Source organism: Methylobacterium sp. JK268 (assembly GCF_054052225.1).
On sequence record NZ_JBSVZN010000007.1, the window covers coordinates 228,286 to 250,751 of the forward strand.

Annotated in this window: 17 protein-coding genes; 2 read left to right on the forward strand and 15 right to left on the reverse strand. The window is 69.8% G+C overall.

Annotated elements, in window-relative coordinates:
* Positions 1-112: 112 nt before the first annotated feature.
* Together ACW9J6_RS09745 and ACW9J6_RS09750 are read right to left on the reverse strand one after the other, a co-directional pair.
* The gene (locus ACW9J6_RS09745) at positions 113-1,486 is read right to left on the reverse strand and encodes a PleD family two-component system response regulator (protein WP_457116262.1); all 1,374 of its coding nucleotides are present in this window, start codon (positions 1,484-1,486) and stop codon (positions 113-115) included.
* 12 nt (positions 1,487-1,498) lie between these two features.
* Positions 1,499-1,879 (reverse strand): response regulator, encoded by a 381-nt coding sequence (locus ACW9J6_RS09750; protein WP_457116263.1) that lies wholly within the window; start codon positions 1,877-1,879, stop codon positions 1,499-1,501.
* Between the two features lie 80 nt (positions 1,880-1,959).
* On the opposite strand from ACW9J6_RS09750, the gene ACW9J6_RS09755 reads away from it, so the two are divergent.
* Together ACW9J6_RS09755 and ACW9J6_RS09760 are read left to right on the forward strand one after the other, a co-directional pair.
* Entirely contained in the window at positions 1,960-2,295 is a 336-nt protein-coding gene (locus ACW9J6_RS09755) for a DUF3572 domain-containing protein (protein ID WP_457116264.1), read from the forward strand.
* Positions 2,292-3,575 carry a DNA polymerase IV gene (locus ACW9J6_RS09760; protein ID WP_457116265.1) on the forward strand — a complete coding sequence of 428 codons (1,284 nt, stop codon included), beginning with the start codon at positions 2,292-2,294 and terminating at the stop codon, positions 3,573-3,575. The genes ACW9J6_RS09755 and ACW9J6_RS09760 overlap by 4 nt, the downstream gene beginning before the upstream one ends.
* A gap of 150 nt (positions 3,576-3,725) precedes the next feature.
* On the opposite strand, the gene ACW9J6_RS09765 is transcribed toward ACW9J6_RS09760, so the two are convergent.
* The 13 genes from ACW9J6_RS09765 to ACW9J6_RS09825 form a co-directional block, all read right to left on the reverse strand.
* Complete coding sequence (locus ACW9J6_RS09765) at positions 3,726-5,174, reverse strand: MmgE/PrpD family protein (RefSeq protein ID WP_457116266.1); 1,449 nt, start codon at positions 5,172-5,174, stop codon at positions 3,726-3,728.
* Between the two features lie 425 nt (positions 5,175-5,599).
* On the reverse strand, positions 5,600-6,079 hold the full coding sequence (locus tag ACW9J6_RS09770) for a RidA family protein (RefSeq protein ID WP_457116300.1): 480 nt from the start codon (positions 6,077-6,079) through the stop codon (positions 5,600-5,602).
* 630 nt (positions 6,080-6,709) lie between these two features.
* Entirely contained in the window at positions 6,710-8,170 is a 1,461-nt protein-coding gene (locus ACW9J6_RS09775; RefSeq protein ID WP_457116267.1) for an MFS transporter, read from the reverse strand.
* Positions 8,171-8,185: 15 nt separating this feature from the next.
* Positions 8,186-9,001, reverse strand: coding sequence for a trypsin-like serine peptidase (locus ACW9J6_RS09780; protein ID WP_457116268.1), 816 nt, complete (start codon positions 8,999-9,001; stop codon positions 8,186-8,188).
* 465 nt (positions 9,002-9,466) lie between these two features.
* Complete coding sequence (locus ACW9J6_RS09785; RefSeq protein WP_457116269.1) at positions 9,467-11,410, reverse strand: alpha/beta hydrolase domain-containing protein; 1,944 nt, start codon at positions 11,408-11,410, stop codon at positions 9,467-9,469.
* Positions 11,411-12,014: 604 nt separating this feature from the next.
* On the reverse strand, positions 12,015-12,986 hold the full coding sequence (locus ACW9J6_RS09790) for an HpcH/HpaI aldolase/citrate lyase family protein (RefSeq protein ID WP_457116270.1): 972 nt from the start codon (positions 12,984-12,986) through the stop codon (positions 12,015-12,017).
* Between the two features lie 33 nt (positions 12,987-13,019).
* Positions 13,020-15,782: a phosphoenolpyruvate carboxylase gene (locus tag ACW9J6_RS09795; RefSeq protein WP_457116271.1), complete on the reverse strand. Its 2,763-nt coding sequence runs from the start codon at positions 15,780-15,782 to the stop codon at positions 13,020-13,022.
* Positions 15,783-16,067: 285 nt separating this feature from the next.
* Positions 16,068-16,967 (reverse strand): succinate--CoA ligase subunit alpha, encoded by a 900-nt coding sequence (gene sucD, locus ACW9J6_RS09800; RefSeq protein WP_457116272.1) that lies wholly within the window; start codon positions 16,965-16,967, stop codon positions 16,068-16,070.
* A gap of 23 nt (positions 16,968-16,990) precedes the next feature.
* Entirely contained in the window at positions 16,991-18,169 is a 1,179-nt protein-coding gene (locus tag ACW9J6_RS09805) for a malate--CoA ligase subunit beta (protein ID WP_457116273.1), read from the reverse strand.
* 128 nt (positions 18,170-18,297) lie between these two features.
* On the reverse strand, positions 18,298-18,924 hold the full coding sequence (gene fchA / locus ACW9J6_RS09810) for a methenyltetrahydrofolate cyclohydrolase (protein ID WP_457116274.1): 627 nt from the start codon (positions 18,922-18,924) through the stop codon (positions 18,298-18,300).
* The gene (locus ACW9J6_RS09815; RefSeq protein ID WP_457116275.1) at positions 18,924-19,787 is read right to left on the reverse strand and encodes an NADP-dependent methylenetetrahydromethanopterin/methylenetetrahydrofolate dehydrogenase; all 864 of its coding nucleotides are present in this window, start codon (positions 19,785-19,787) and stop codon (positions 18,924-18,926) included. The genes fchA and ACW9J6_RS09815 overlap by 1 nt, the downstream gene beginning before the upstream one ends.
* Before the next feature lie 324 nt (positions 19,788-20,111).
* Positions 20,112-21,050 carry a D-2-hydroxyacid dehydrogenase gene (locus ACW9J6_RS09820; protein WP_457116276.1) on the reverse strand — a complete coding sequence of 313 codons (939 nt, stop codon included), beginning with the start codon at positions 21,048-21,050 and terminating at the stop codon, positions 20,112-20,114.
* A gap of 76 nt (positions 21,051-21,126) precedes the next feature.
* A complete protein-coding gene (locus tag ACW9J6_RS09825) occupies positions 21,127-22,380 on the reverse strand; it encodes an aminotransferase class V-fold PLP-dependent enzyme (protein WP_457116277.1) in 1,254 nt (417 codons plus the stop codon).
* Positions 22,381-22,466 lie beyond the last annotated feature (86 nt).

Below are 22,466 nucleotides of genomic sequence, written 5' to 3' on the forward strand. Positions count from 1 at the left end.
GAAGATCGGCCCGAAATCAATGGCCTGCAGCCTGGCCGCGGGCCGGTTGCGAGGCCGGTGCCGCCGGCGCGCGGGACGGGCGCGTCAGTCTGCCGCGGGCCCGGCGCGACCGTCAGGCGGCCGCGGCCACGACCCGGTTGCGGCCGGATTGCTTGGCCTGGTAGAGGGCCACGTCGGCGCGTTTCAGGAGGTCGGCCGAGCCGGCATCCTCCGCGAGCCGCACCGCCACGCCGATGGAGACGGTCACCTCGATCGCCTGGGTGCCGCCGTGAACCATGAAGGGGACGGCCTCGATCCGCTCGCGGATCCGCTCCGCCACCTGCCGGGCGCCCTCCAGCCCGGCATCGGGTACGACGACGGCGATCTCCTCCCCCCCGAACCGGGCGACGATGTCGATGCCGCGGGTATGGGCGCGGATGCGGTCCGCGAACTGACGCAGCACCTCGTCGCCCGCGTCGTGGCCGAAGCCGTCGTTGATGCTCTTGAAGCGGTCGATGTCGAGGAGGAGCAGCGCGACCTGCCGCCCGCGCAGGGACGACTCCTGGAACAGCCCGGCGAGGTGGCTGTCAAAGTAGCGGCGGTTGTGCAGCCCGGTGAGCCCGTCCGTGACGGCGAGCTCCATCGACGCCTGGACGGATTCGCGCAGGGCGTGGGCGAACCGCTTGCGGCGCACCTGCGTGCGCACCCGCGCCACCAGCTCGTTGCGGTCGATCGGACGCACGAGGTAGTCGTGCACGCCGAGGTCGAGGCCGCGCATGATCCGGGCGCGGTCGCCCGCATCGGCCAGCATCACCACCGGCATGGTCCGGGTGCGGTCGAGGGAGCGGAGCTGGCTGCACAGGCGCAGGCCGTCATGGCCCTCGAAGTCCAGGCTCACCAGCGCCACGTCGTAGCTTCCCGCCTGCGCCATCGCGAGGGCCTGGTGCGGATCCGCGACCACCTCGACGCAGTGATACTGGCTCAGCGCCGCCGCCATCCGGTCGGCGGAGGCGCGGCGGTCATCGGCGATGAGCAGGTTGGCGTTGAGGCCGGTCTCGGCGGCGGCGGCCGCGAGCGGGTCCCCGAAGCCGAGGTCCCGCGAGGCGACGGCGCGGTTGCGCAGCTCGTCGGTCATCGCCTTGAGGCGCACGAGGCTGCGGATGCGGGCGAGCAGGGCCGTGTCGTCGATCGGCTTCGTCAGGAAGTCGTCGGCCCCGCAATCGAGACCGCGCAGGCGGTCGCTCGGCTGGTCGAGGGCCGTGACCATCACGACCGGAAGATGCGCGGTGGTCGGCGTCGTCTTCAGCCGCCGGCAGACCTCGAACCCGTCCATGCCCGGCATCATCACGTCGAGGAGGACGATGTCGCACAGGCCCTTCTCGCAGACCGCGATCGCGTCCGGCCCGTTCATGGCCGAGATCACGTCGAAGTATTCGAGCGAGAGCTTCGTTTCGAGGAGCTTGAGGTTCGGGAAGAGGTCGTCGACGATGAGCACGCGAGCCGACATGGACGGGGTCTCTCAGCTCTGGCGCTCATCGCCCAGGTAGGTGCGGACGGTGGCGAGGAATTTCGCCACCGAGATCGGCTTCGAGAGATAGGCCTCGCAGCCCCCCTCCCGGATCCGCTCCTCGTCGCCCTTCATCGCGAACGCGGTGATGGCGATCACCGGAATGCTCTTGAGTTCGTCGTCCTCCTTGATCCACTTGGTGACCTCGAGTCCCGACACTTCCGGGAGCTGGATGTCCATGAGGATCAGGTCGGGGTGGTGCCGCCGCGCGAGCTCGATCGCCTCGATTCCGTTGGCGGTCTTGAGGGTCGCGTAGCCATGCGCCTCCAACAGGTCGTTGAAGAGCTTCATGTTGAGTTCATTGTCCTCGACGATGAGCACTGTCTTCGTCATGGCTCACTGTCCCCGGCGTCGACGAGACGCATCCGAACCTCCGACGACGCCTGTCCGTCCTGTTTAAGCGGCACAAGTTGATGAAACGCAAATCGCCGAGTTTTACCACGGGGAAGCCTCCCCAGCGAGGAGTACCGAGTCGCAGCGAGGCGGACGCGCTCGCCGGCGCGGTCTTCGGCTTCGTCACCGCGGATCCGGGCCGCCTGATGCGCTTCATGGAGGCGGCGGGACTGAGCCCCGCCGCCCTGCGCGACGCGGCCGAATCGCCGGACCTGCTGCTCGGCCTCCTCGATCACGTGGTGTCCGACGAGGAACTGCTTCTCGCCTGCGCGCGGGCGATCGGGGAATCGCCGGAGCGGATCATGCTCGCGTGGCGGCGCCTCAGTCCCCCGGACCCGGATTCGTTCGGCGCATGAGCCCGGGCGCCGCGCTCTGCCGCGACTGCGCCCGCCTCACCGGGGGCCTGCGGCGCTGCGTCGCCTGCGGGTCGCCCCGGCTCGTCACCCATCCCGAGCGCGACGCGCTGGCGATCGCCCACGTCGATTGCGACGCCTTCTACGCGGCGATCGAGAAGCGGGACGACCCCGCCCTGCGCGACCGGCCGCTCATCGTGGGCGGCGGGCGGCGGGGCGTGGTGGCCACCGCCTGCTACATCGCCCGCACCCGCGGCGTGCACTCCGCCATGCCGATGTTCCAGGCCCTGCGCGCCTGCCCGGACGCGGTGGTGATCCGCCCCGACATGGAGAAATACGCGCGGGTCGGCCGCCAGGTGCGGGCGATGATGCGGGACCTCACCCCGCTGGTCGAGCCGGTCTCGATCGACGAGGCCTTCCTCGACCTCTCGGGCACCGCGCGCCTGCACGGGGCGAGCCCGGCCGTGACGCTCGCCCGCTTCGCCCGCCGCGTCGAGGAGGAGGTCGGCATCACCGTCTCGGTCGGGCTCGCGCCCAACAAGTTCCTGGCCAAGATCGCCTCGGACCTGGAGAAGCCCCGCGGCTTCTCGGTCATCGGCGCCGCAGAGGCGCGGGACTTCCTAGCGCCCCGCGCGGTCTCGATCCTGCCGGGCGTCGGGCAGGCGGCCGCCGGGCGGCTCGCCGGGCTCGGGATCCGCCGGGTGGGCGACCTCCTCGGCGCGGACCCGGACCGCCTGCGGGCGGCGCTCGGGCGCGACGCCGCCCGGCTCACCGCCCTGGCCCGGGGCGAGGATGCCCGGCGGGTCCAACCGGAGCGGGAGGCCAAGAGCGTGTCGGGCGAGACCACCTTCGCGGAGGATCTGCGCGACTTCTCCGCCCTGCGCCCGATCCTGTGGCGGCTCTGCGAGAGGGTGGCGCGGCGCCTCGTGCGGGCGGAGGTGGCGGCGGCGAGCGTGACCCTGAAGCTGAAGGATTCCTCCTTCCGGCTGCGCACGCGCACCCGCTCGGGGCTCGCCCCGACGCAGCTCGCCGAGCGCCTGTTCCGCCCCGCCGAGGCGATGCTGCGCGAGGCGTGCGACGGCACCGCCTTCCGGCTGATCGGGGTCGGGGCCGGAGACCTCTGCGGGGCGCTCCACGCGGATCGCGGCGACCTCGCGGACCAGGGCGTGCGCCGTGAGGCGAGCCGGGCCGCCGCCGTCGAGGCCCTGCGCGCCCGCTTCGGCCAGGATTCGGTGCAGCGCGGCCTCGCCTTCACGCCGGCGGCAAAGGCCAAAGGGAGCTGAGGGGGCCAGGGTCGAGACTCCATCAGCTTGACCGTGTGAAGAGCCGCTTGCGACCCTCCTGAGACGTTGGGAACGTCCGCTCCCGGGCCAGGTGGGCGCGTCAGCTCGGCGGCGGGTCACGATCCGCGATTGCAGTCCCGTTCCGAACGGTTACGCCTTCAGAGCTTGCATCAGGCTTCTGACGCTCTCGGCGTCGTCGACCTTATCGACCAGACCCAGCATTCGCTTTGCGCCTTCTTCTCCGAGCACCGGGCCGGCGAACGAAAGGAACTTGCGCTCCAGCGAGGTGCGCGACAGCGGGCGGGTCGGGTCGCCTTCCGGAACCTCGACGGTCTCGCGCAGCATTGAGCCGTCGGAAAAGACCAGTTCCACGGTGGCGCCCCGCCCCTTCGGCAACTTCGCGATGAGCGTCTCGGACGGCCTTACCTTGGTTAGGCGCACCAACTCCATGACGTCGTGGTCGCGCCAGCGATCTTTGTCGAACTGCGCCACTGTCACATCGCCGTCCAGCAATGCCATCGCCAGACAAATCGGCAGGCTGTGGTCAGCCGTGCCTTTCGTCTTGGGATCGAATTTCGGGGCATCTGCAACGCGTTCGATGATGCCCGGATAGGTCTCAACTACGATTTCACGAATGTCGGCGACACGGCCCTTGATCCGTCCAGACAGCAGCGCCCCTGCTTCGGCCGGCGCCGCCAACTCAATCTGGATAGGAAAGCGCTTGAACGACACATGCGGCAACCGTGGCCGCTCCGGCGCGAGATCGACGGGTAGCCCGGACCTCCCCGACTTCATCTTGCCCACGACCCATTCCAGCGTGTCTTGCGGCCCGGTGAACCCATTGGCGGCAAGTCGTGTGGCAAAGATCCCGTCCGTCGCGAGCCCAGCCAAGCCCATCGCTTTCATCATGCTAATGGCGCCGCTATTGATAACGAAAGAGGTGTAGCCTCGCGCCGCTGACAATCCTACGGCATGGGCGATGGCCTCTCGCTTCAGCCTCCAAAGCCGCCCCGCCATCAGCGGCACAGAATACGCTGCCGCGCACATCGGGTGAAAGCCGCGCTCCATAAACGACACGGCGTCGTTGATACGCGAGGACGCCTCGTAGCCAATCACGAGCGTCTCGATCAGCTCCCGACCGCTGTGGCCGCCCGCCTCGCAGAGGGCCAGCGCGGCGGGCACTATCTCACTCGGGTGCAGCGGCTCGGTGCCCAAATACGTGTCGTTGAGATCGAGCGAGCGAACCAGGACGCCATTGACGAAGGTCGCACCCTCGATCGTGGCGGGGCGCTGCTGACCGATGATGGAGGCGGCATTTCCCTCGCCGAACGTGTCGCGGATGGTCTTGGCCGCGATCTCCGCCGCATCAGACCCCAAAGCGCCGAGTGCACAGCCGAGCGTATCCAGCAGGGCGCGCTTCGCCGCCTCGACCATTTCGGCCGAGAGCGAGTCATACCGGAAGCCAAGGGCGAAATCGGCGAGGCGCAGTTCGAAGCAGTCCGGCCGCGCTTCGGCAGCAGAAAGCGTGCCACACCAAAGCGGGAGCTTGGTTGTTGCTAGAGCTGATCCAGCACCGAGCAGAAGACTGCGACGCCGCATCCTATGACCTCCAGTTTGCCCCGCCTATTATAATAATGGACCTACCTCGGGGCGAGCGATCCCGTTTCCGAATGTCGGGTTTGCGGCGTGCAGCCAGGGTCGGCTACCCACCCCACTCGGACATTCCAGCGGTGCTCACCCCAATCCACGCTGCTGACGCAAAGCGGCCGCGAGTTGCCCGCGGCTAAACCACACTGCCGGCCACCCTCGAACGGCCGCCTTGGAAGAACGGGTTGAACGCCCGCGCGCACTGACCATAGGTGAGGGTGGCGGGCTGGGCCGAGAGTGGTCCAGACTGTGACCCAGCCCGCCTGCCTTCACGGGCCCCCCATGAGCGACCCTGCCTATCGCGTGTTCGCCGATCCGCGAGCCGACCTCTTGGTAGCCGCGAGCGCGTCGGCCTCCGCCACCATCAGGTTCCGATCTTACGCGACCTCGAAGATCGCCTCGACTTCGACCGTGATGTTTGACGGCAGGGATCCCATACCCACGGCTGATCGTGCCGGGCGGCCCGAGTCGCCGAAGACCTCGACGAACAGGTCCGTGCAGCCGTTGATGACCTTCGGATGATCGCCGAACTCCGGGACGGCGTTGACCATCCCGAACACCTTCACCACACGCACCACCTTGTTCAGGTCGCCATTCACGGCCGTGCGCAGGATGGCTAGGACGGCCAGCCCAGCAAACCGTGCGTGCTGGTACGCATCCTCAGCCGTGATGTCCTTTCCGACTTTTCCTGTTGCAAGACCACCGTCCGGCTTGCGTGGTCCCTGGCCCGACACGAAGACCAAGTTCCCCGTCTGCACGAAGGGCACGTAGTTGGCGATTGGTGCAGCGGCCTGCGGCAGCACAATTCCGCGTTCTTTTAGCCGTTGCTCCGCCGAAGTAGTGTCGGCCAAAGCAATGTGGCCTCTCACAAGGACTGGCAAGGCGACAGCGAGTGAGAGAGCCTCTCGACGACTTGTCCCAATCATGATCGGTCCTTCCGTGTAGACGCAGCATTGTAGCAGGCCAGGAGGTATTTCGCCGCCGGATTCGCGGCATCTCCCAAATGAAACTTCTCTGCGAATTTCGGCTATTAATGCTACTCTGGATAGTGAACGTCTATTTAGGCACCAACACTTCTTCGGAGCCGTTCCAGAGCTGCTTCGAGTGGGGACGCCGATTCCATCCCCCTCTTCTCACCCATATGGAACCGGCTTCCGTCTAGAGTACGCTTATGGGCTACCAGAGCCGCTGGGATGGCTCTGGACGGCGCGGGGTTGGCCGTGCGTGGGCGTGGCTGTTCGGGGCGTGCGATCGGCGTCGTGCCGGTGCTGGGGCACCACGGGCCGCCTGAGCACGCGCGTTGGCCTGCATGAAGATCTGTGCGTAGTCGCTCCCGAACCGGAAGGTCATCGCCCGGCGATGCATCCCCTGGAGGGTCCGCTGGTAGCGCAAACCGGCGGCTCGGCATCCATCCGGCGAACCGCTGCTAACCACCCTCAGCAGCCGTTCCCAAGGCCAAGCTCATTGGGTTTCGACTCTAACCGTCCTCACTCCACCGCGGCGAGCGGGGTCGCGACCTCTTCCAGCGAGCGGCGCTCCGCCGCCACGCCCCAGATCCCCGCGACGATGCCCGCCGCGACCATCAGGGCAGAGGCGAGGAGGTAGCCGCCGAGGACCGCCTCGCGGGACTGCTCCGCGATCAGCACCCCGAACAGGGCCGGCCCCACCGCCCCGAGCGCCGTGCCGAGGGCGTAGAACACCGCGATCGCGAGCGCCCGGATCTCCAGCGGGAAGACCTCGCTCACCGTCAGGTAGGCCGAACTCGCCGCCGCCGAGGCGAAGAAGAACACCGTCATCCAGCTGAGCGTCAGGGTCGTGGCGCTGAGCACCTCCTGCTGGAACAGGATCCCGCTCAGGGCGAGGAGCACGCCCGAGATCCCGTAGGTCGCGGCGATCATCGGCCGGCGGCCGAGCGTGTCGAACAGCCGCCCGAGCACCACCGGCCCGAAGAAGTTGCCGGCCGCGAAGGGCAGGATGTACCAGCCGACCGCGCCCGCCGGCACGTGGTAGAAGTCGATCAGGATCAGCCCGTAGGTGAAGAAGATCGCGTTGTAGAAGAAGGCCTGGGCGGCCATCAGGGCGAGGCCGACCAGGGCGCGCCCGCGGTAGCGCAGCAGCGCGGCGAAGACCTCGCTGAGCGGCGTGTGCGTGCGCGGGCGCAGGCGCGCCTTGCGGAACGGCCCCTCGCTGAGCACGTGGCCCTCGGCCCGGAAGCGGGCCTCGATCCCCGCCACGACGGCCTCGGCCTCCACGGCCCGCCCGTGGGTCATCAGCCAGCGCGGGCTCTCGGGGATCCAGGTGCGCAGGAGCAGGATGACGAGGCCGAGCAGCGCGCCGATCAGGAAGGCGGCGCGCCAGCCGCGGTCGGGCCCGAACAGGGCGGGGTCGAGCACCACCAGGGAGGCCCCCGCCCCCAGCACCGCCCCGATCCAGAAGGAGCCGTTGATGACGAGGTCGGTCCAGCCGCGGGCGCGGGCCGGGATCAGCTCCTGGATGGTCGAGTTGATCGCCGCGTATTCGCCGCCGATCCCCGCGCCGGTCAGGAACCGGAACAGGCAGAAGCTCCACACTCCCCACGAGAAGCCCGTAGCGGCGGTCGCCGCGAGGTAGACCGCGAGGGTGACGAAGAACAGCGTCTTGCGGCCGAGCCGGTCGGTCAGCCAGCCGAAGCCCACCGCGCCGAGCACGGCCCCCGCGAGGTAGCTCGACGTGGCGAGCCCGATCTCCGCGTTGGTGAAGCGCAGGGTCGGGCTCTCGCGCAGGGCCCCCGCCAGGGCGCCCGCCAGCGTCACCTCCAGCCCGTCGAGGATCCAGGTGATGCCGAGCGCCAGCACCACCAGCGTGTGGAAGCGGCCCCAGGGCAGGCGGTCGAGCCGCGCCGAGACGTCGGTCTCGACGATGTCCGCGCGGGCGAGGTTCTGGGCGGGAGGCAGGCGCATCGTCACCATGCAGGATCGCGAGACTCAGGGTTTCGCCATCGCGTCGAGGACCGGCGCGAAGACGCTTGCGGCCACGCCCGCGCCGAGGCCGCCGCGGACGGCGTTGCCGACCCGCTCGGCGTCCCGCACGGCCGTGTGGATGCCGACGAGCGCCGCGCCCCCGTCCGGTTCGAGCAGCAGGACGGGCGCGCCGGATTCCCCCGACCCGGAATCGCACAGGTCCGAGAGCTGGCCGGCGACCGGCGCATCGATCCGCGCGGAGCAGCCGCGGTGGATCACCGGCAGGTAGGGCCGGTCGAAGGCGTAGCCCACAACCGCCACCACCGCGCCGGGGGTGCTTCCGGGCAGGTCGGCCCCGGGCAGCACCCGCCAGGGCACCGGCTTCAGGCCCGGCAGGGGCTCCTTGAGGGTGATGACCGCCCAGTCGCTCCGGATCATCGCGCCCGGCATGGTGCGGAGGTCCGACCGCACCGCGCCGCGCAGGTCGATCTCGGGGGCGAGTCGGATCGCCTCCGCCACGGAGTGGCCGCCGAACTGGTCGCGGGCCTGCCCCGCCACGAAGTGCACCTGATGCGGCTTCACCCAGCCGTCGATGCGGGCGTCGAACAGGCAATGGGCGGCGGTCAGCACGAGGCGCGGCGCCACCAGCGTGCCGGTGCAGTGGCCGCGATGGGCGGGGCCGTTGACCACGTTGACGCGGCCGATGGCCGTGAAGGGCCAAGCGGTCGGCTCCAGCGGCACGCGGTGGTCGACGCGGGCGGACGCGTCGAGCGCGAGCGCCGGGAGGGCCGCGAGGAGCGGCGCGCCCCGCATGACGGCGCGCAGGATCGAACGGATCACGCTGTCGTCTCCTCCCCGGCCCGCCGCCGCTCGCTCCTCCGTCCCGGAGGCGGCTCCGCGCGGACACTTGCCCGGAAAGCTCACCTAGGGTCGCCTGCGGCGCCGGACAGGTGGTGGTCGCTCGCGGGCTCGCGCCGGCAGGGGGATCGTAACGCGACAGCCTCGGCTCAAACTCCCCATTTCCGGACGACGGGAGCGTCAGCGGGAGGCGATCCGGAAACCAGCGAAAGAACCCGCCGCGAAGAGGCTCCGAATGCGAGCACCGGTGCTGAGAAGCACTCGCTTCGCTGGGTCTTGCAGGGGTCTCCGGGGCGCCTTCCGTCGGCGCTGCCGGCGCGCGGGCCCAGAATGACCCGAAAAGGCGGCCTATGATCAGGCAAGCCGTCCGACTGCCCCGCGAGCCGGAGCGGAAAGACGCTCCCGAGACGAGACTTCACGCCGGCAATCCCGTGGCGGACGCCTCCGTCATCGTGCGAGCCGCCCCCCCTCGGCGGCGGCACCCATCTCCTCGGCGTCCGCTGGCAGGAGCGTCCGCTCGGCGACCATGCGCGCAGCCGCAGCGCGCACCGCGTCCGCGTAGGCGCCGGGACTCGGGTAGCGCTCCTCAAGGGAGAGCCGGGGGTCGTGGGCCGCCTGCGCGGCCGCGGGGGTCTCGGGCAGGGCCAGGACGCCGCCCTTCTGATTGCACAGGGTCTCGGCCGCGACGCCGCGTGTGGGGTTCCAGGCGGTGTAGGTCGCCCGCGGCACCTCGATGAGCGGGAGGCGGATGCCCGCCAGCGTGTTGCCGTCCGCATCGACCTTCGGCAGCAGCAGCGGGTAGGTGCCGCGCACCACGGGCGGGTCGCCCTGCTCGACCCACTGGGCCGGATTGTAGAGACCCGTATAGGGCAGGCCCGGGATCGCCGGGTAGAGATGCGCCGCAGGTCCGAGGGTGCCGTCGGCCCGCGACGGGTAGCGGCTGGCCGGGGGCTCGACCCCGTCGGTCACCCACGCCTCCAGGGCGGCGAGGAGGGCGCGGGACGCCGCCCCGGCATGAACCGGGCTGACCGGCAGGGCGCAGCCGGGATCGCTCACCGTGCTGGCGTCGGGGTTCGAGAAGTGCGGCGCACCGGTGATCATGTAGACCCGGACCTCCGGCGGCTGATCGAGTTGCGCCCCGGTCGTATCGGTCGTCACCAGGGCTCCGCGCGAGCCCCACATCTCGTACTCGCTGTCGACGTGAAGCAGGCGCGGGCAGGTGTTGCTGAGGCGGCAGCGCAGGAAGAGACCGTCGCGCCGGCCGGTCAGAGCGTCGGTCGTCACCGCGTAGGCGAAGGGGAACTGATCGGCCGGGTAGTAGCGATCGAGGTGCGGCGCCGGATTGCGGCCGGGCTGGGCGAAGCGGGCGTTGGTGAAGCTGCGCCGACTGCCGGCGATATGCGGCATCATCCCGTCGAAGACGATGCGCCCGCGCTCATCCTCGTTGAGGCCGAGATACAGGAGGTCACGCAGCACGCGGCCGGATTGCGAGATGCCGAAGCCGATCGCCCGATCGATGCCGCTGCGTCCCCCGCTCGCGAGCGGGTTCCCCGGGCCGGGGTCGTGGCGCAGGAAGGTCGCCACGTCGCGGATCGCCGCGAGGCCGAGCCCCATCACGGCCGGATCGCGGGCGGTGTAGCTCAGCTCGTAGAGGGCGCTGCCGTCAAAGCCCTCCGGGCGGGTGATCTCGATCCGGCGCGCATCGAGATAGCGGAACGACAGGCCCGGCGGGGTGGCGCGCGGGTCCTCCGGCTTCGCCCGCACGGTGAGATGCGCCTTCGCCGGATCCAGGTCGGCGGCGGGCCAGGTCAACGTCGCCTCGACCGGGCTTTTGACGTGGTCGAACACCCATTCCTCGCGCGAGGGGCCCGTGACCCCAGTGACGACGGGCAAGCGGATGCCCATGCCGGCCCCCGGGGCGATGTCGCCCTGCCAGCCGATCCAGGCCAGGGTGTAGCCGCGCGACAGCAGGAAGCCGCGGCCGGCATCCGACGCCTGTTCCAGCCGGCCCGAGGCCTCGGTCGAGGATCCCTCGACGAGCGGGCCGATGAGCTTGCGGCCGCGATTGGGGATCTCGATCAGCAGGAGGCCGTTGGGACGCTCGGGACGCAGCAGCACCACGTCCGCCACGGCCTCGACGCGGCCGTCGGCGTTGCGGGGCGCGAGGGCGAGATCGGCGATGATGGCGTTGTGCGGGTCGGCCGGATCGAGGGCGATGGTCGCCCGTCCGGTGATCTTCTCGGCCCTGCCGCGCTCGCCGAAGCTCCGCCCTTGAAGCGCCGGCCGCTCCGCCGCGACGGTTTCGAACCGGGTCACCTCGGCCTGGGCCCGCCCGACGAGCCCGCCGGTCAGGACGAGGGATAGCGCCGCGACACTCGTCATCCTCGTCATGGTCGATGTCCCCCCGGTCGGCATCTGAGCGCCTGTGATCCGACCGTAGCGGCGAGGAACGGTGTTGTGAACCGGAGTGCGCAGCTGTGAGAGCAGGTTCGGCCGGGACGTCTAGCGGGGCGGCGTTCGTCCGCGAGATGGCTGCGCGCCCGGACGCGGTTGGCCTCGGGCGGGACCCAGCGGAAGGCCAGCGGCATCGATCGGGATCAATGGCTGGTGCGACAGGCGGGGTGGGAGGCCATTCGCGTGATGGGGGGCAGCCCGCGTCAGGTCCCGCTGGCGAACGAAAATGAGTGGCGCCTGCCTCGCCGCAAACTCCCCCTTTTCCGGACGACTGTAGCGTCAGCGGAAGGAGATCCGGAATCCAGCACAAGAATCGCCGCGAAGCGGCTCCGAATGCCAGCACTGGTGTTGAAAAGCAGTTGCTTCGCGTCTTCTTGCGCTGGTTTCCGGGTCTCATTCCGCTGGCGCTGCATGCGCGCAGGTCCCGGACGGACCCGAAAAGGGGTGCTGATCCGGGGCGAATCAGGACGGCCCGGTGGGCCATCCCGATCCGACACCCAAACACCCTGCAAAGCCGTCCCGCAGGACCGCCCGCGCGCCCTCACGCCTTCATGGCGTCCGCCTTCTCGATCAGCGCCTCGGCCATGCGGATCGACGCGATGTCGATGAGGCGCCCGTCGAGGGAGACCGCGCCGCGGCCGGCCTTGGCGGCCTCCTCCATCGCCTGGAGGATGCGCCGCGCCTTGGTCACCTCGGCCTCGCTCGGCGTGAACACCTCGTTGGCGAGTTCGATCTGCGAGGGGTGGATCGCCCACTTGCCCTCGAAGCCGAGCGCCGCGCAGCGCTTGGCCGCGGAGCGGTAGCCGTCCGGGTCGCTGAAATCGCCGAACGGCCCATCGATCGGCCGCAGCCCGTAGGCGCGGCAGGCCACCAGCATCCGGTTCTGGGCGAACAGCCAGGGATCCTGCCAGTGGGTCTCGCGACGGCCCTCGGCATCCTTGTCGGTCAGGACCGAGAAGTCCGGGTTCACGCCGCCGATCACCGTCGAGCGCGCCCGCGTCGAGGCCGCGTAATCCGCCACCCCGAAGGACATCGCCTCCAGCCGCTTCGAGGACTGGGCGATCGCCTCCACGTTCGCCATGCCGAGCGCGGTCTCGATCAGCACCTCGAAGCCGATCCGCTTGTCGCGCTTCTTGGCCTGCTCGATCTGCGTCACCAGCACGTCGATGGCGTAGACGTCCGCCGGCACGCCGACCTTCGGGATCAGGATCATGTCGAGGCGCGGGCAGGCCTCCACGATGTCGACCACGTCCCGGTACATGTAGTGGGTGTCGAGACCATTGATGCGGATCATCATGGTCTTCGATCCCCAGTCGATCTCGTTGAGCGCCTGGATGATGTTCTTGCGCGCCTGCTCCTTGTCGTCGGGGGCGACCGCATCCTCAAGGTCGAGGAAGATCACGTCCGCGGCCGATTTCGCCGATTTCTCCATGAAGGTCGGGTTCGAGCCCGGCACCGCCAGTTCGGAGCGGTGCAGGCGGGCACGGGCCTGCGGGATCAGGGTGAAGCTCATGGGTGTCGATTCCTCCGTGTCACTCGTGAACGCTCAGCCGGTGGCGCCGAAGCCGACCGCCGTGCAGTTGATGGAGAGGAGCAGCGCCGACTTGATCGCCTCCCTGCGCACCTCGTCGGCCTCGCTGCGGAAGCGGCGCAGCAGCTCCACCTGCTCGCGGCTGACCTGGTTGATCACCGGCAGACGCTCGGTCAAGCGGGCGCGGTATTGCGGGAAGCGCGCGGCCAGCTCCGCGTCGCCGCTCACCCGCAGCACCATCGCGCAGGTGGTGCGGTACTCCTCGGCGATCATCGCGAAGATCTCCTCGCGGATCCGCTCGTCCTCCACGAGGCCGGCGAAGTCGCGGGCGATGGCGAGGTCGACGGTGAGCAGGGTCTTCTCGACCTCGTCGATCACGAGGCGGAACAGCCGCGATTCCGCGAACATCCGGCGCAGCAGCGCCTCGCCCGCCTCGCCGCGCACCTCCAGGAAGCTCTGGAGGCCGCTGCCGACCCCGTACCAGCCGGTGATGACGTGCCGGTTCTGCGACCACGCGAACACCCAGGGGATCGCCCGGAGGTCCGCGAGGCTGCGCGCCCCGAAGCGCCGCGCCGGCCTCGACCCGATGTTGAGCAGCGCGATCTCGTCGAGGGGGCTCGCGGCGCCGAAATAGGTCACGAGGTCGGGGTGCGAGACGAGCTTGACGTAGGCCGGCCGCGAGGCGCCCGAGAGCGCTTCCAGCGCGTCGTCGAATTCGGGCTTGGGGGCGAAGCCCGGGTCGCGCTCGGAATTCAGCGCGTGGGCGAAGACCGAGGAGGCCAGCAGCTCCATCTGATAGGCCGCGGTGCCGCGGTTGGCGTACTTGAACGACACCACCTCGCCCTGCTCGGTGGTGCGGAAGCGGCCGCGGATCGAGCCCGGCGGCTGCGCGGCGATGGCCCGTCCGGTCGGCGCGCCGCCCCGGCTCACCGAGCCGCCGCGGCCGTGGAAGAAGGCGATCGGCACGCCCGCCTGCCGGCCGATCTCGGTGAGCTTGGCCTGAGCCTTGGCGAGTTCCCAGTTCGACGACACGAAGCCGCCGTCCTTGTTCGAATCCGAGTAGCCGATCATCACCTCCTGCACGCCGCCCTGCCAGCGGGTCGAGCGGCGCACGACCGGGATCTGCAGCAGGTCCCGCATGATCGCGGGGGCGGCGCGCAGGTCGTCGATGGTCTCGAACAGCGGCACGATCGGGAGCGGGCAGATCTCGATGCCGGCCTTGTCCAGGAACAGCCCGGCCTCCTTGGCGAGCAGGTAGACGCCCAGGATGTCCGGAACCGCGTGGGTCATCGACAGGATGAAGGCGCCGAAGGCCTCGCGGTCGAGCTGCGCGCGCATCTCGCCGACGAGCCGGAAGGTCTCCAGGGTCTCGCGCGCCTCCTCGGGCAGGGACTGGAACGAGCGCTGCGCCTCGATCGGCCGCGCCAATTCCTCGGTGAGCCACGCCATCCAGGGGGGCGAATCCACGTCCGGCGGCTCGGCCTCGTCCGCACGGCCCTGCCGCCACAGGGCCTGCAGCGCCCGGGTGGTGCGGGTGGTGTTCTCGCGGATGTCGAGGCGCACGGTCGAGAAGCGGAAGATCTCGACCATGCGCCGCACCGGGCGGACGAGGTCGACGGCCAGCGAGACGCACTTGGCGTCGGTGAGCCCCTGCTCCAGCACCCGTAGGTCGTTGATGAGTTCGTCCGCGTCCGAATAGTCGGGCGCGCCGGTGATCGCGTCGCCCTCGTTGCGGGCGATCGTCGCCTCGAGCTTGCGCAGGATGCAGGTCAGGTACTGGCGGTAGACTTCGCCCGGGTTGCGCCGGGCGATGCCGCGCGGATCGCCGCTCGCGGCGAGCTGGCGGGCGAGCTCCGCCTTGAAGCTCTCGGGGGCGGGCAGCGAGCGCTCGCTGATCGACAGCATGCGCCCGAGATGGGTCACGCCGTCCCGGTAGCGGCGCATGCTGGCGAGCGCGTTGCGCCGCAGGGTGGTGCGGGTGACGGCGGCCGTCACGAAGGGGTTGCCGTCGCGGTCGCCGCCGATCCAGGAGCCGAACTGGAAGAAGGGCGGCACCTCGAACGTCTCGTCCGGGTAGGTGTCCCGCAGGCTCTCCTCCAGGGAGACCATCACCTCGGGCAGCATCTCGAACAGGGTCTCGTCGAAGAAGTGCAGGCCCCAGGCCACCTCCTGCTCGACGGTCGGCTTCTCCAGGTGCAGTTCGCCCGTCATCCAGACGAGTTCGATCTGGTCGCGCAGGTCGGCCATCAGGGCGGTGCGCTCGCGCTCGGTCCAGCGCGGCAGTTCGAGTTCGCGCAGCAGCAGGTAGATGCGCCGGAACTTCTCCAGCACCGTGACGCGCTTGCCCTCGGTCGGGTGGGCGGTGAGGGTCGGGCGGATGCGCAGATCCTTGAGGAGGGCGTGGATCTCGGCGGCCGGGACCCGGTTGTGCACGGCCTCGGCCAGCACCGCGCTGAAGGAGCCGTTGAGGGCGTGGCGCCCGCGCGTCCGCTCCACGTGGCGGCGGCGGCGCATGGCGGTGTTCTGCTCGGCGATGGCGATGAGCTGGAACCAGATGCCCTGCACCTGCAGGGCGCGGGCCATGCGCTCGGGCGAGAAATCCGAGATGTTCGCGTCCCCGTGCAGGACGGATTCGAGCTCCGGCTCGTGGCGGCGGCAGACGTCGAGCAGCGAGCGGAACAGGATGTCGGTCGCCTCGCGGGACGAGGTGCCGGTGATCACGGGCGGCGCGAAGGACGGGTCGGTCGCGCCCGCGGGCGCGGTGAGCGCTTGGGTCATCGTCGAACCCTTTTCTGTCTGGGGCATGGGGTCATGCCGGTGCGACCCGACGCAGTGACCGAGAAGGGCAGCGGACGAAGAATCAGGCGCGGGATCCCCTCTCCCGTGCGGGAGAGGGGTAGGGGTGAGGGCCCAGGTAGTTCAGCAAGAGGACTGAAGCGTCCCGCTGCCAGCACCGGGGTCAATGCTTGATTCTGAACGGTCCGGGACCCTCACCCCTGCCCCTCTCCCGCACGGGAGAGGGGTTCCCCGCGCCTTATCTTCAGGCGCTGCCGCAGAAGGTCGTCACGCCGCCTTGCGGCGGGTCTCCATCACCTTGGCCATGGTGGTGCCGAACTCGCCGGGGCTCGGGGCGACGACGAGGCCGTAGGAGCGCATGATCTCGGCCTTCTCGGCCGCGCTGTCGCCGACCGCCGAGATGATCGCGCCCGCGTGGCCCATGCGGCGGCCCTTCGGGGCGGTGAGGCCGGCGACGAAGCCCACCACCGGCTTCGACATGTTGTCCTTGATCCAGGCCGCCGCCTCGGCCTCCTGCGGGCCGCCGATCTCGCCGATCATCAGCACCGCGTCGGTCTCCGGATCCGCCTCGAACAGGGCGAGATGGTCGAGGAAGGACGAGCCGTTGATCGGGTCGCCGCCGATCCCGACCGAGGTCGAGATGCCGAGGCCCACCGCCTTCATCTGGGAGGCGGCCTCGTAGCCGAGCGTGCCCGAGCGCGAGATCACCCCGACATTGCCCTTGAGGTAGATGTGGCCGGGCATGATGCCGAGCATCGACTTGCCGGGCGAGATGATGCCGGCGCAGTTCGGGCCCACCACCATCGAGCGGCGCTCCTTGGGGTAGCGCTTCAGGTAGCGCTTCACCCGCATCATGTCCTGGGCCGGGATGCCGTCGGTGATCGAGCAGATCAGCCGGATGCCGGCATCGGCCGCCTCCATGATCGCGTCCGCCGCGAAGGGCGGGGCCACGAAGGTGATGCTGGTGGTGGCGCCGGTCTGCTTCACCGCCTCCTTGACGGTGTTGAAGACCGGGATTCCGAGGTGGCTGCGCCCGCCCTTGCCGGGGGTCACGCCGGCGACGACGTTCGAGCCGTACTCGATCATCTCACGCGTGTGGAAGCTGCCCTTGTCCCCGGTGATGCCCTGGATGAGGATCGGGGTCTTCTCGTCGATCAGGATGCTCATGATGCCTCTCCGGAGTGTCGGGGTCAGGCCGCCGCGCGGGTGGCGTTGACGGCCTGGACGGCCTTCTGAGCCGCCTCCGTCAGGGTGTCGGCGGTGATGAGGTCGAGCCCGCTCTTCTCCAGGATGGCCTTGCCGGCCTCTACGTTGGTGCCCGCGAGCCTGACCACCAGCGGCACGCTGAGCTTCACCTCCTCGGCGGCCTGGATGACGCCTTGCGCGATCCAGTCGCAGCGGTTGATGCCTGCGAAGATGTTCACGAGGATCGCCTTCACGTTCCGGTCCGAGAGGACGAGGCGGAAGGCGGTGGCGACGCGCTGGGGCGAGGCGCCGCCGCCGACGTCGAGGAAGTTCGCCGGCGCGCCGCCCGCGTGCTTGATCATGTCCATGGTCGCCATGGCGAGGCCGGCGCCGTTGACGATGCAGCCGATCTCGCCCTCGAGGCCGATATAGTTGAGGTTGTGCTCGGCCGCCTGCGCCTCGCGCGGGTCGCCCTGCGAGGGGTCGTACATGTCCGCGATCGCGCGGCGCCGGAACAGGGCGTTGTCGTCGAAGGACATCTTGGCGTCGAGCGCCAGCACCCGGTCGTCCTTGGTGACGACGAGCGGGTTGATCTCCAGCATGGTGGCGTCGCAGTCGCGGAAGGCGCGGTAGGCGCTCATGATGGTCTTCACCGCGCCGCCGACCTGCTTGATGTTCAGCCCGAGCTGGAAGGCGAGTTCGCGGGCCTCGAACTGCTGCAGGCCGACCGCCGGCTCGACCACGACCTGAAGCAGCGCCTCGGGATCGGTGGCGGCGATCTCCTCGATGTCCATGCCGCCGCGCTGCGAGGCGATCACGCGCACGCGCTCGGCCTTCCGGTCGAGGACGAAGCCGAGATAGAGCTCGCGCTCGAAGGGATCGGCGGTCTCGACGTAGACGCGCTGGACGGGCTTGCCCTCGGGGCCGGTCTGGTGCGTGACGAGGCGCTTGCCGAGGAGATCCTTCGCGGCGTCGCGGACCTCGTTGTAGGTCTTGCACAGCCGGATGCCGCCGGCCTTGCCGCGGGCGCCGGCATGGATCTGCGCCTTCACGGCCCAGTGCCAGCCGCCGAGTTCCGTGGCGGCGTAGACCGCCTGGTCGGGGCTGAAGGCCACCGCGCCCTTCGGGATCGGCACGCCGAAGCTCGCCAGCAATTCCTTGGCCTGATACTCGTGCACGTCCATGGTTGCCTCCTCGGGTCGTTGTTCGCGGACAAAGCGCTCCCGTTCCGGGAGCAGGTCCGCTCCCGGTCGAAGAAATTCCCGCCTTGCCCCCGGGCATCCGCTCCCGGTTTGAACCGGGAGCGGGCCGTTCAGCTCAGCTTCGTCTTGACGACGTCGTAGGTCTTCTCGGTGAGGACGTCCGTCCCGGCGAGAAGATCGTCGAGCTCGCGCAGGCGTCCCTCCGCGAAGGTGCGGTCGGTGATGGCCTTGGCGTTGACGAGGACGTTCAGCGCGGCGCTGCGCAGGCCGGCCTCAGCCGACAGCACCGCGACGCCCGCGTCGCTGATCACGTTGAGGTTGCCCTTCTCGGCGGTGACCGCCGCGAGGTCGATGACCTGCCGGCAGGCGCGGCAGCAGGCGAGCGGGACGTCGGTGGCTTGGCGCAGCGCGACCTGGATCGCCTCCGCGCGGGCCGCCTTCTCCTCGTCCGTCCCCTTCGGCAGGCCGTAGGCGGCCATCACCGCGTCGAAGGCGGCGACGTCGTCGGCGATCATGCCGGTGAGGGCGGCGCGCAGGGCCTCCGCCTTCTCCCGCACCGCCTTCAGCGCCTCCTCGACCTCGGCGTACTTCTTCTTGCCGATGGTGAGGTTGCAGACCATGGAGACGAGGGCCGCCCCCATGGCGCCGGAGATCGCCGCCGCCCCGCCGCCGCCGGGCGTCGGCTGCTCGCTCGCGAGCCCGTCGAGGAACCGGGCGATCGTGTCGTTCTCAGCCATCACGCCATCTCTCTCGCGAGCGCGTAGATCTCCTCCGCGTCGAGGAGCGACTCGGTGCTCTCGAACAGCTTGCCGACGCAGGCCCGGTGCAGCTTGAGCTTCAGGCCGCCGATGCCGAGCGCCCCGAACGCCGCCTTGCCGTGGCGATCCTTGCCCTTGTCCATCGCGTCGATGCCGCCGAAGCCGAGCGGGGGCTGGGCGTTGTAATCGGCGAGGAAGCGGATGCTGGCCTCGTTGGCCCAGGCCTCCTCCGGCAGGAGCGTGAGGCCGATGGCGCCGGCCGAGAACACCACGTTGGCGCCCTTCACGGCCGCCGCCCGGGCGGCGTCGTCCGGGGTCTCGAGCGGCTGCACGGCGACGCCGAAACGCGTCTCGATGGCGCGGGCGGATTCCTCGGCCTTGGCCTTCGAGCGGCCGGTGAGCACGACGTCGGCGCCCTCGCGGGCGAGGAGCGCGGCCGAGCGCATGCCGACCGGGCCGGTGCCCGCGAGCACCACCGCCCGCGCGCCCTTGAGCGAGCCCGCCGCCTTGGCGACGAGGGCCACGCCCGCCGCCGCCGTGGTGTTGGAGCCGTTGGAGTCCAGCATCGCCGAGACCCGGAACGGGCCGAAGAACCGCTTCTTGACCGCCTCGAACACCGCCTCGCCGGCCGCCATGGAGCCGCCGCCGACGAAGATCGCCGTCGACTTCTTCTCCGAGCCGCCGCGGGTGTAGATCGTCCCGTCGACGAGGGCGCCGACATTCTCCGGGGTGACGGTGCCGTAGCCCGTGATGGCGTCGGCGCCGCCGTCGTAGCCCACCACCGTGTCGAACACGCTCGGCATCGGGTCGGTGTCGAACTGGAACAGAAGCTTCTTCATCATCCAACCTCTGGCCGCAGCCGCGGCCTCAAGCGTTTCCCGGGAGGGGTTCCGGACGCGAGGCGTCCGGGTCCCGGCCCTGATGTTCTAGCGCGCACCGGCCACCCTGTCGGGCGGCAGAACGATCGACGGACGGACGCGGGATCCCCTCTCCCGTGCGGGAGAGGGGTAGGGGTGAGGGTCCCGGACCGTTCAGGATCAATCCCTGCCGGTCGTGCTGGTAGCGGCAAGGTTCAGCCTTCTTGCTGAACCACCTGGGCCCTCACCCCTGCCCCTCTCCCGCACGGGAGAGGGGTTCCCCGCGCCACGTCCTCTGACGTTGCTGCCCTACTCCACCACGTTCTGCGGCTTGCCCGCCACGAAGGCCTCGATGGTGTCGACGAGCTGGTCGGACAGGATCTGCATCGCCTCCTTGCTGGCCCAGGCCACGTGCGGCGTGACGATCAGGTTCGGCAGGTCGAGGTCGAGGAGCACGTTGCCGTTCACCGGCGGCTCGGTGGTGAGCACGTCGAAGCCCGCCCCCGCGATGGTCCCGTTCGTCAACGCCTCGGCCAGCGCCGCCTCGTCCACCAGGCCGCCGCGGGCCGTGTTGATGAGGATCGCGTCGCGCTTCATCTTCGCCAGCTCCTCCCGCCCGATCATGTTGCGGGTCTCAGGGGTCAGCGGCGCGTGCAGCGTGATGACGTCGCTCTCGCGCAGGATCGTCTCGAAATCGACGAGGCCCTCCTGGGGGAAGACGTCGTAGGCCAGCACCTTCATGCCCAGCGCCTCGGCGCGCTTGGCGATCGACTTGCCGAGCACGCCGTAGCCGACGATGCCGAGCGTCGAGCCGGCGATGTCGCGGATCGGATAGTCGAAGTAGCAGAACTGCCGCGACCGGTTCCAATCCCCGCGCCGCGTGGAATTGGCGTAGGGCACGATGGCGCGACGAAGGGCGAAGATCAGCCCGACGACGTGCTCCGGCACGGTGTTGAAGGCGTAGTTGCGGATGTTGACGACCGTGACGCCCTGCTCCTTCGCCGCGGCCTTGTCGACGATGTCGGTGCCGGTCGCCGCCACCGCGATCAGCTTGAGCTTGGGCAGCTGCCGCAGGGTGTCGGCCCGCATCGGCACCTTGTTGACGATCGCGATCTCGGCATCCTTGAGACGCTCGACGATCTGATCCGGCGCGGTGACCTCGTACTCCCGGTAGGTGTGGGGAAAGGTGAATTCCCTCACCGTGGCGTCGAGCGTCTCGCGGTCGAGGAAGACGATCGTGTGGGACATGGAAGCGATCTCCGGCTGGACCTTGCGCGGGGAAACGGGGCCGCGGGCCTGGCATACCAGACCCGCGGCGGATTCCTCACACCCGGACGACGCCGTCGGAGTGGTTGCGGTCGAAGATGCCGGCCTCGCTCGGGCGGCGGTCCTTGGCGAGGATGGTCTCGCGGAAGTGCTTCTGGGCCGCGCCGACGCCGCTGCCGGGCTCGATCCGGATGCCGGCGTCGAGCATCGCCATCTCGGCCCCCGCCAGGGCGCCGAGCAGCATCAGGTCGTTGAGGTCGCCGAGATGGCCGATGCGGAAGACCTTGCCGGCGACCTTGGACAGGCCGGCGCCGAGCGCGAGGTTGTAGCGGCGGAAGGCCACGTCGATCACCTCGGCGCCGTTGACGCCCTCCGGCACCACGATGGCGCTCACCGTGTCGGAGTACCACTTGGGCTCACGCGCACAGAGGGTGAGGCCCCAGGCCTTCACGGCGGCGCGGCAGCCATCCGCGAGCACCCGGTGGCGCTCGAAGACCCGCTCCAGCCCCTCCTCGAACAGGCAGGCCATGGCCTCGCGCAGGCCGTAGAGCAGCGGCAGGGCCGGCGTGTAGGGGAAGTAGCCGGTGGCGTTGGCCTTCGACATGTCGCCGAAGTCGAAGTAGACGCGGCGGCACTCGGCCGACTTGTAGGCGGCGAGCGCCTTCGGGCTGACGCAGACGATGCCGAGGCCGGCGGGCAGCATCAGGCCCTTCTGCGAGCCGGTGATGGCGCAATCGACGCCCCACTCGGTCGCCCGGAAGTCGATGCTGCCGATCGAGGAGACGCCGTCCACGTAGAGCATCGCCGGGTGGTTCGCCGCGTCGATGGCCTTGCGCACCGCGCCGATGTCGCTGGTGACGCCCGTAGCGGTCTCGTTGTGGACGATCATCACCGCCTTGATGCGGTGCTCGCGGTCGGCGCGCAGGGCCTCCTCGATCCGCTGCGGATCGGCGCCCGCGCCCCATTCCTCGTCCTGGATCACCACGTCGAGGCCGACCCGCTGGGCGAGGTCGATCCACAGGGTGCTGAACTGGCCGAAGCGCGAGGCGAGCACGCGGTCGCCCGGCGAGAGCGTGTTGGTGAGGGCGGCCTCCCAGGCGCCGGTGCCCGAGGACGGGAAGATGAAGACCTGCCCGTCCTTCGCCTTGAAGACCTTCTTCAGGTTCTCGAACAGGGGCAGCGTCAGGTCGGGGAACGACGACGAGCGATGGTCCTCCATCGGCACGATCATCGCGCGCTGCACGCGCTCCGGCACGTTGGTCGGCCCCGGCACGAAGAGGAAGTTGCGACCCGGCCGTCTCGATCCTGCCATGATGTCCTCCAGTGTCTCGTCACGCTTCTCGGCCGTGAGCCGGCGGGGCTCGCGGGGACGGCCTCCGGCGCGGTCTCGCGCGCCGG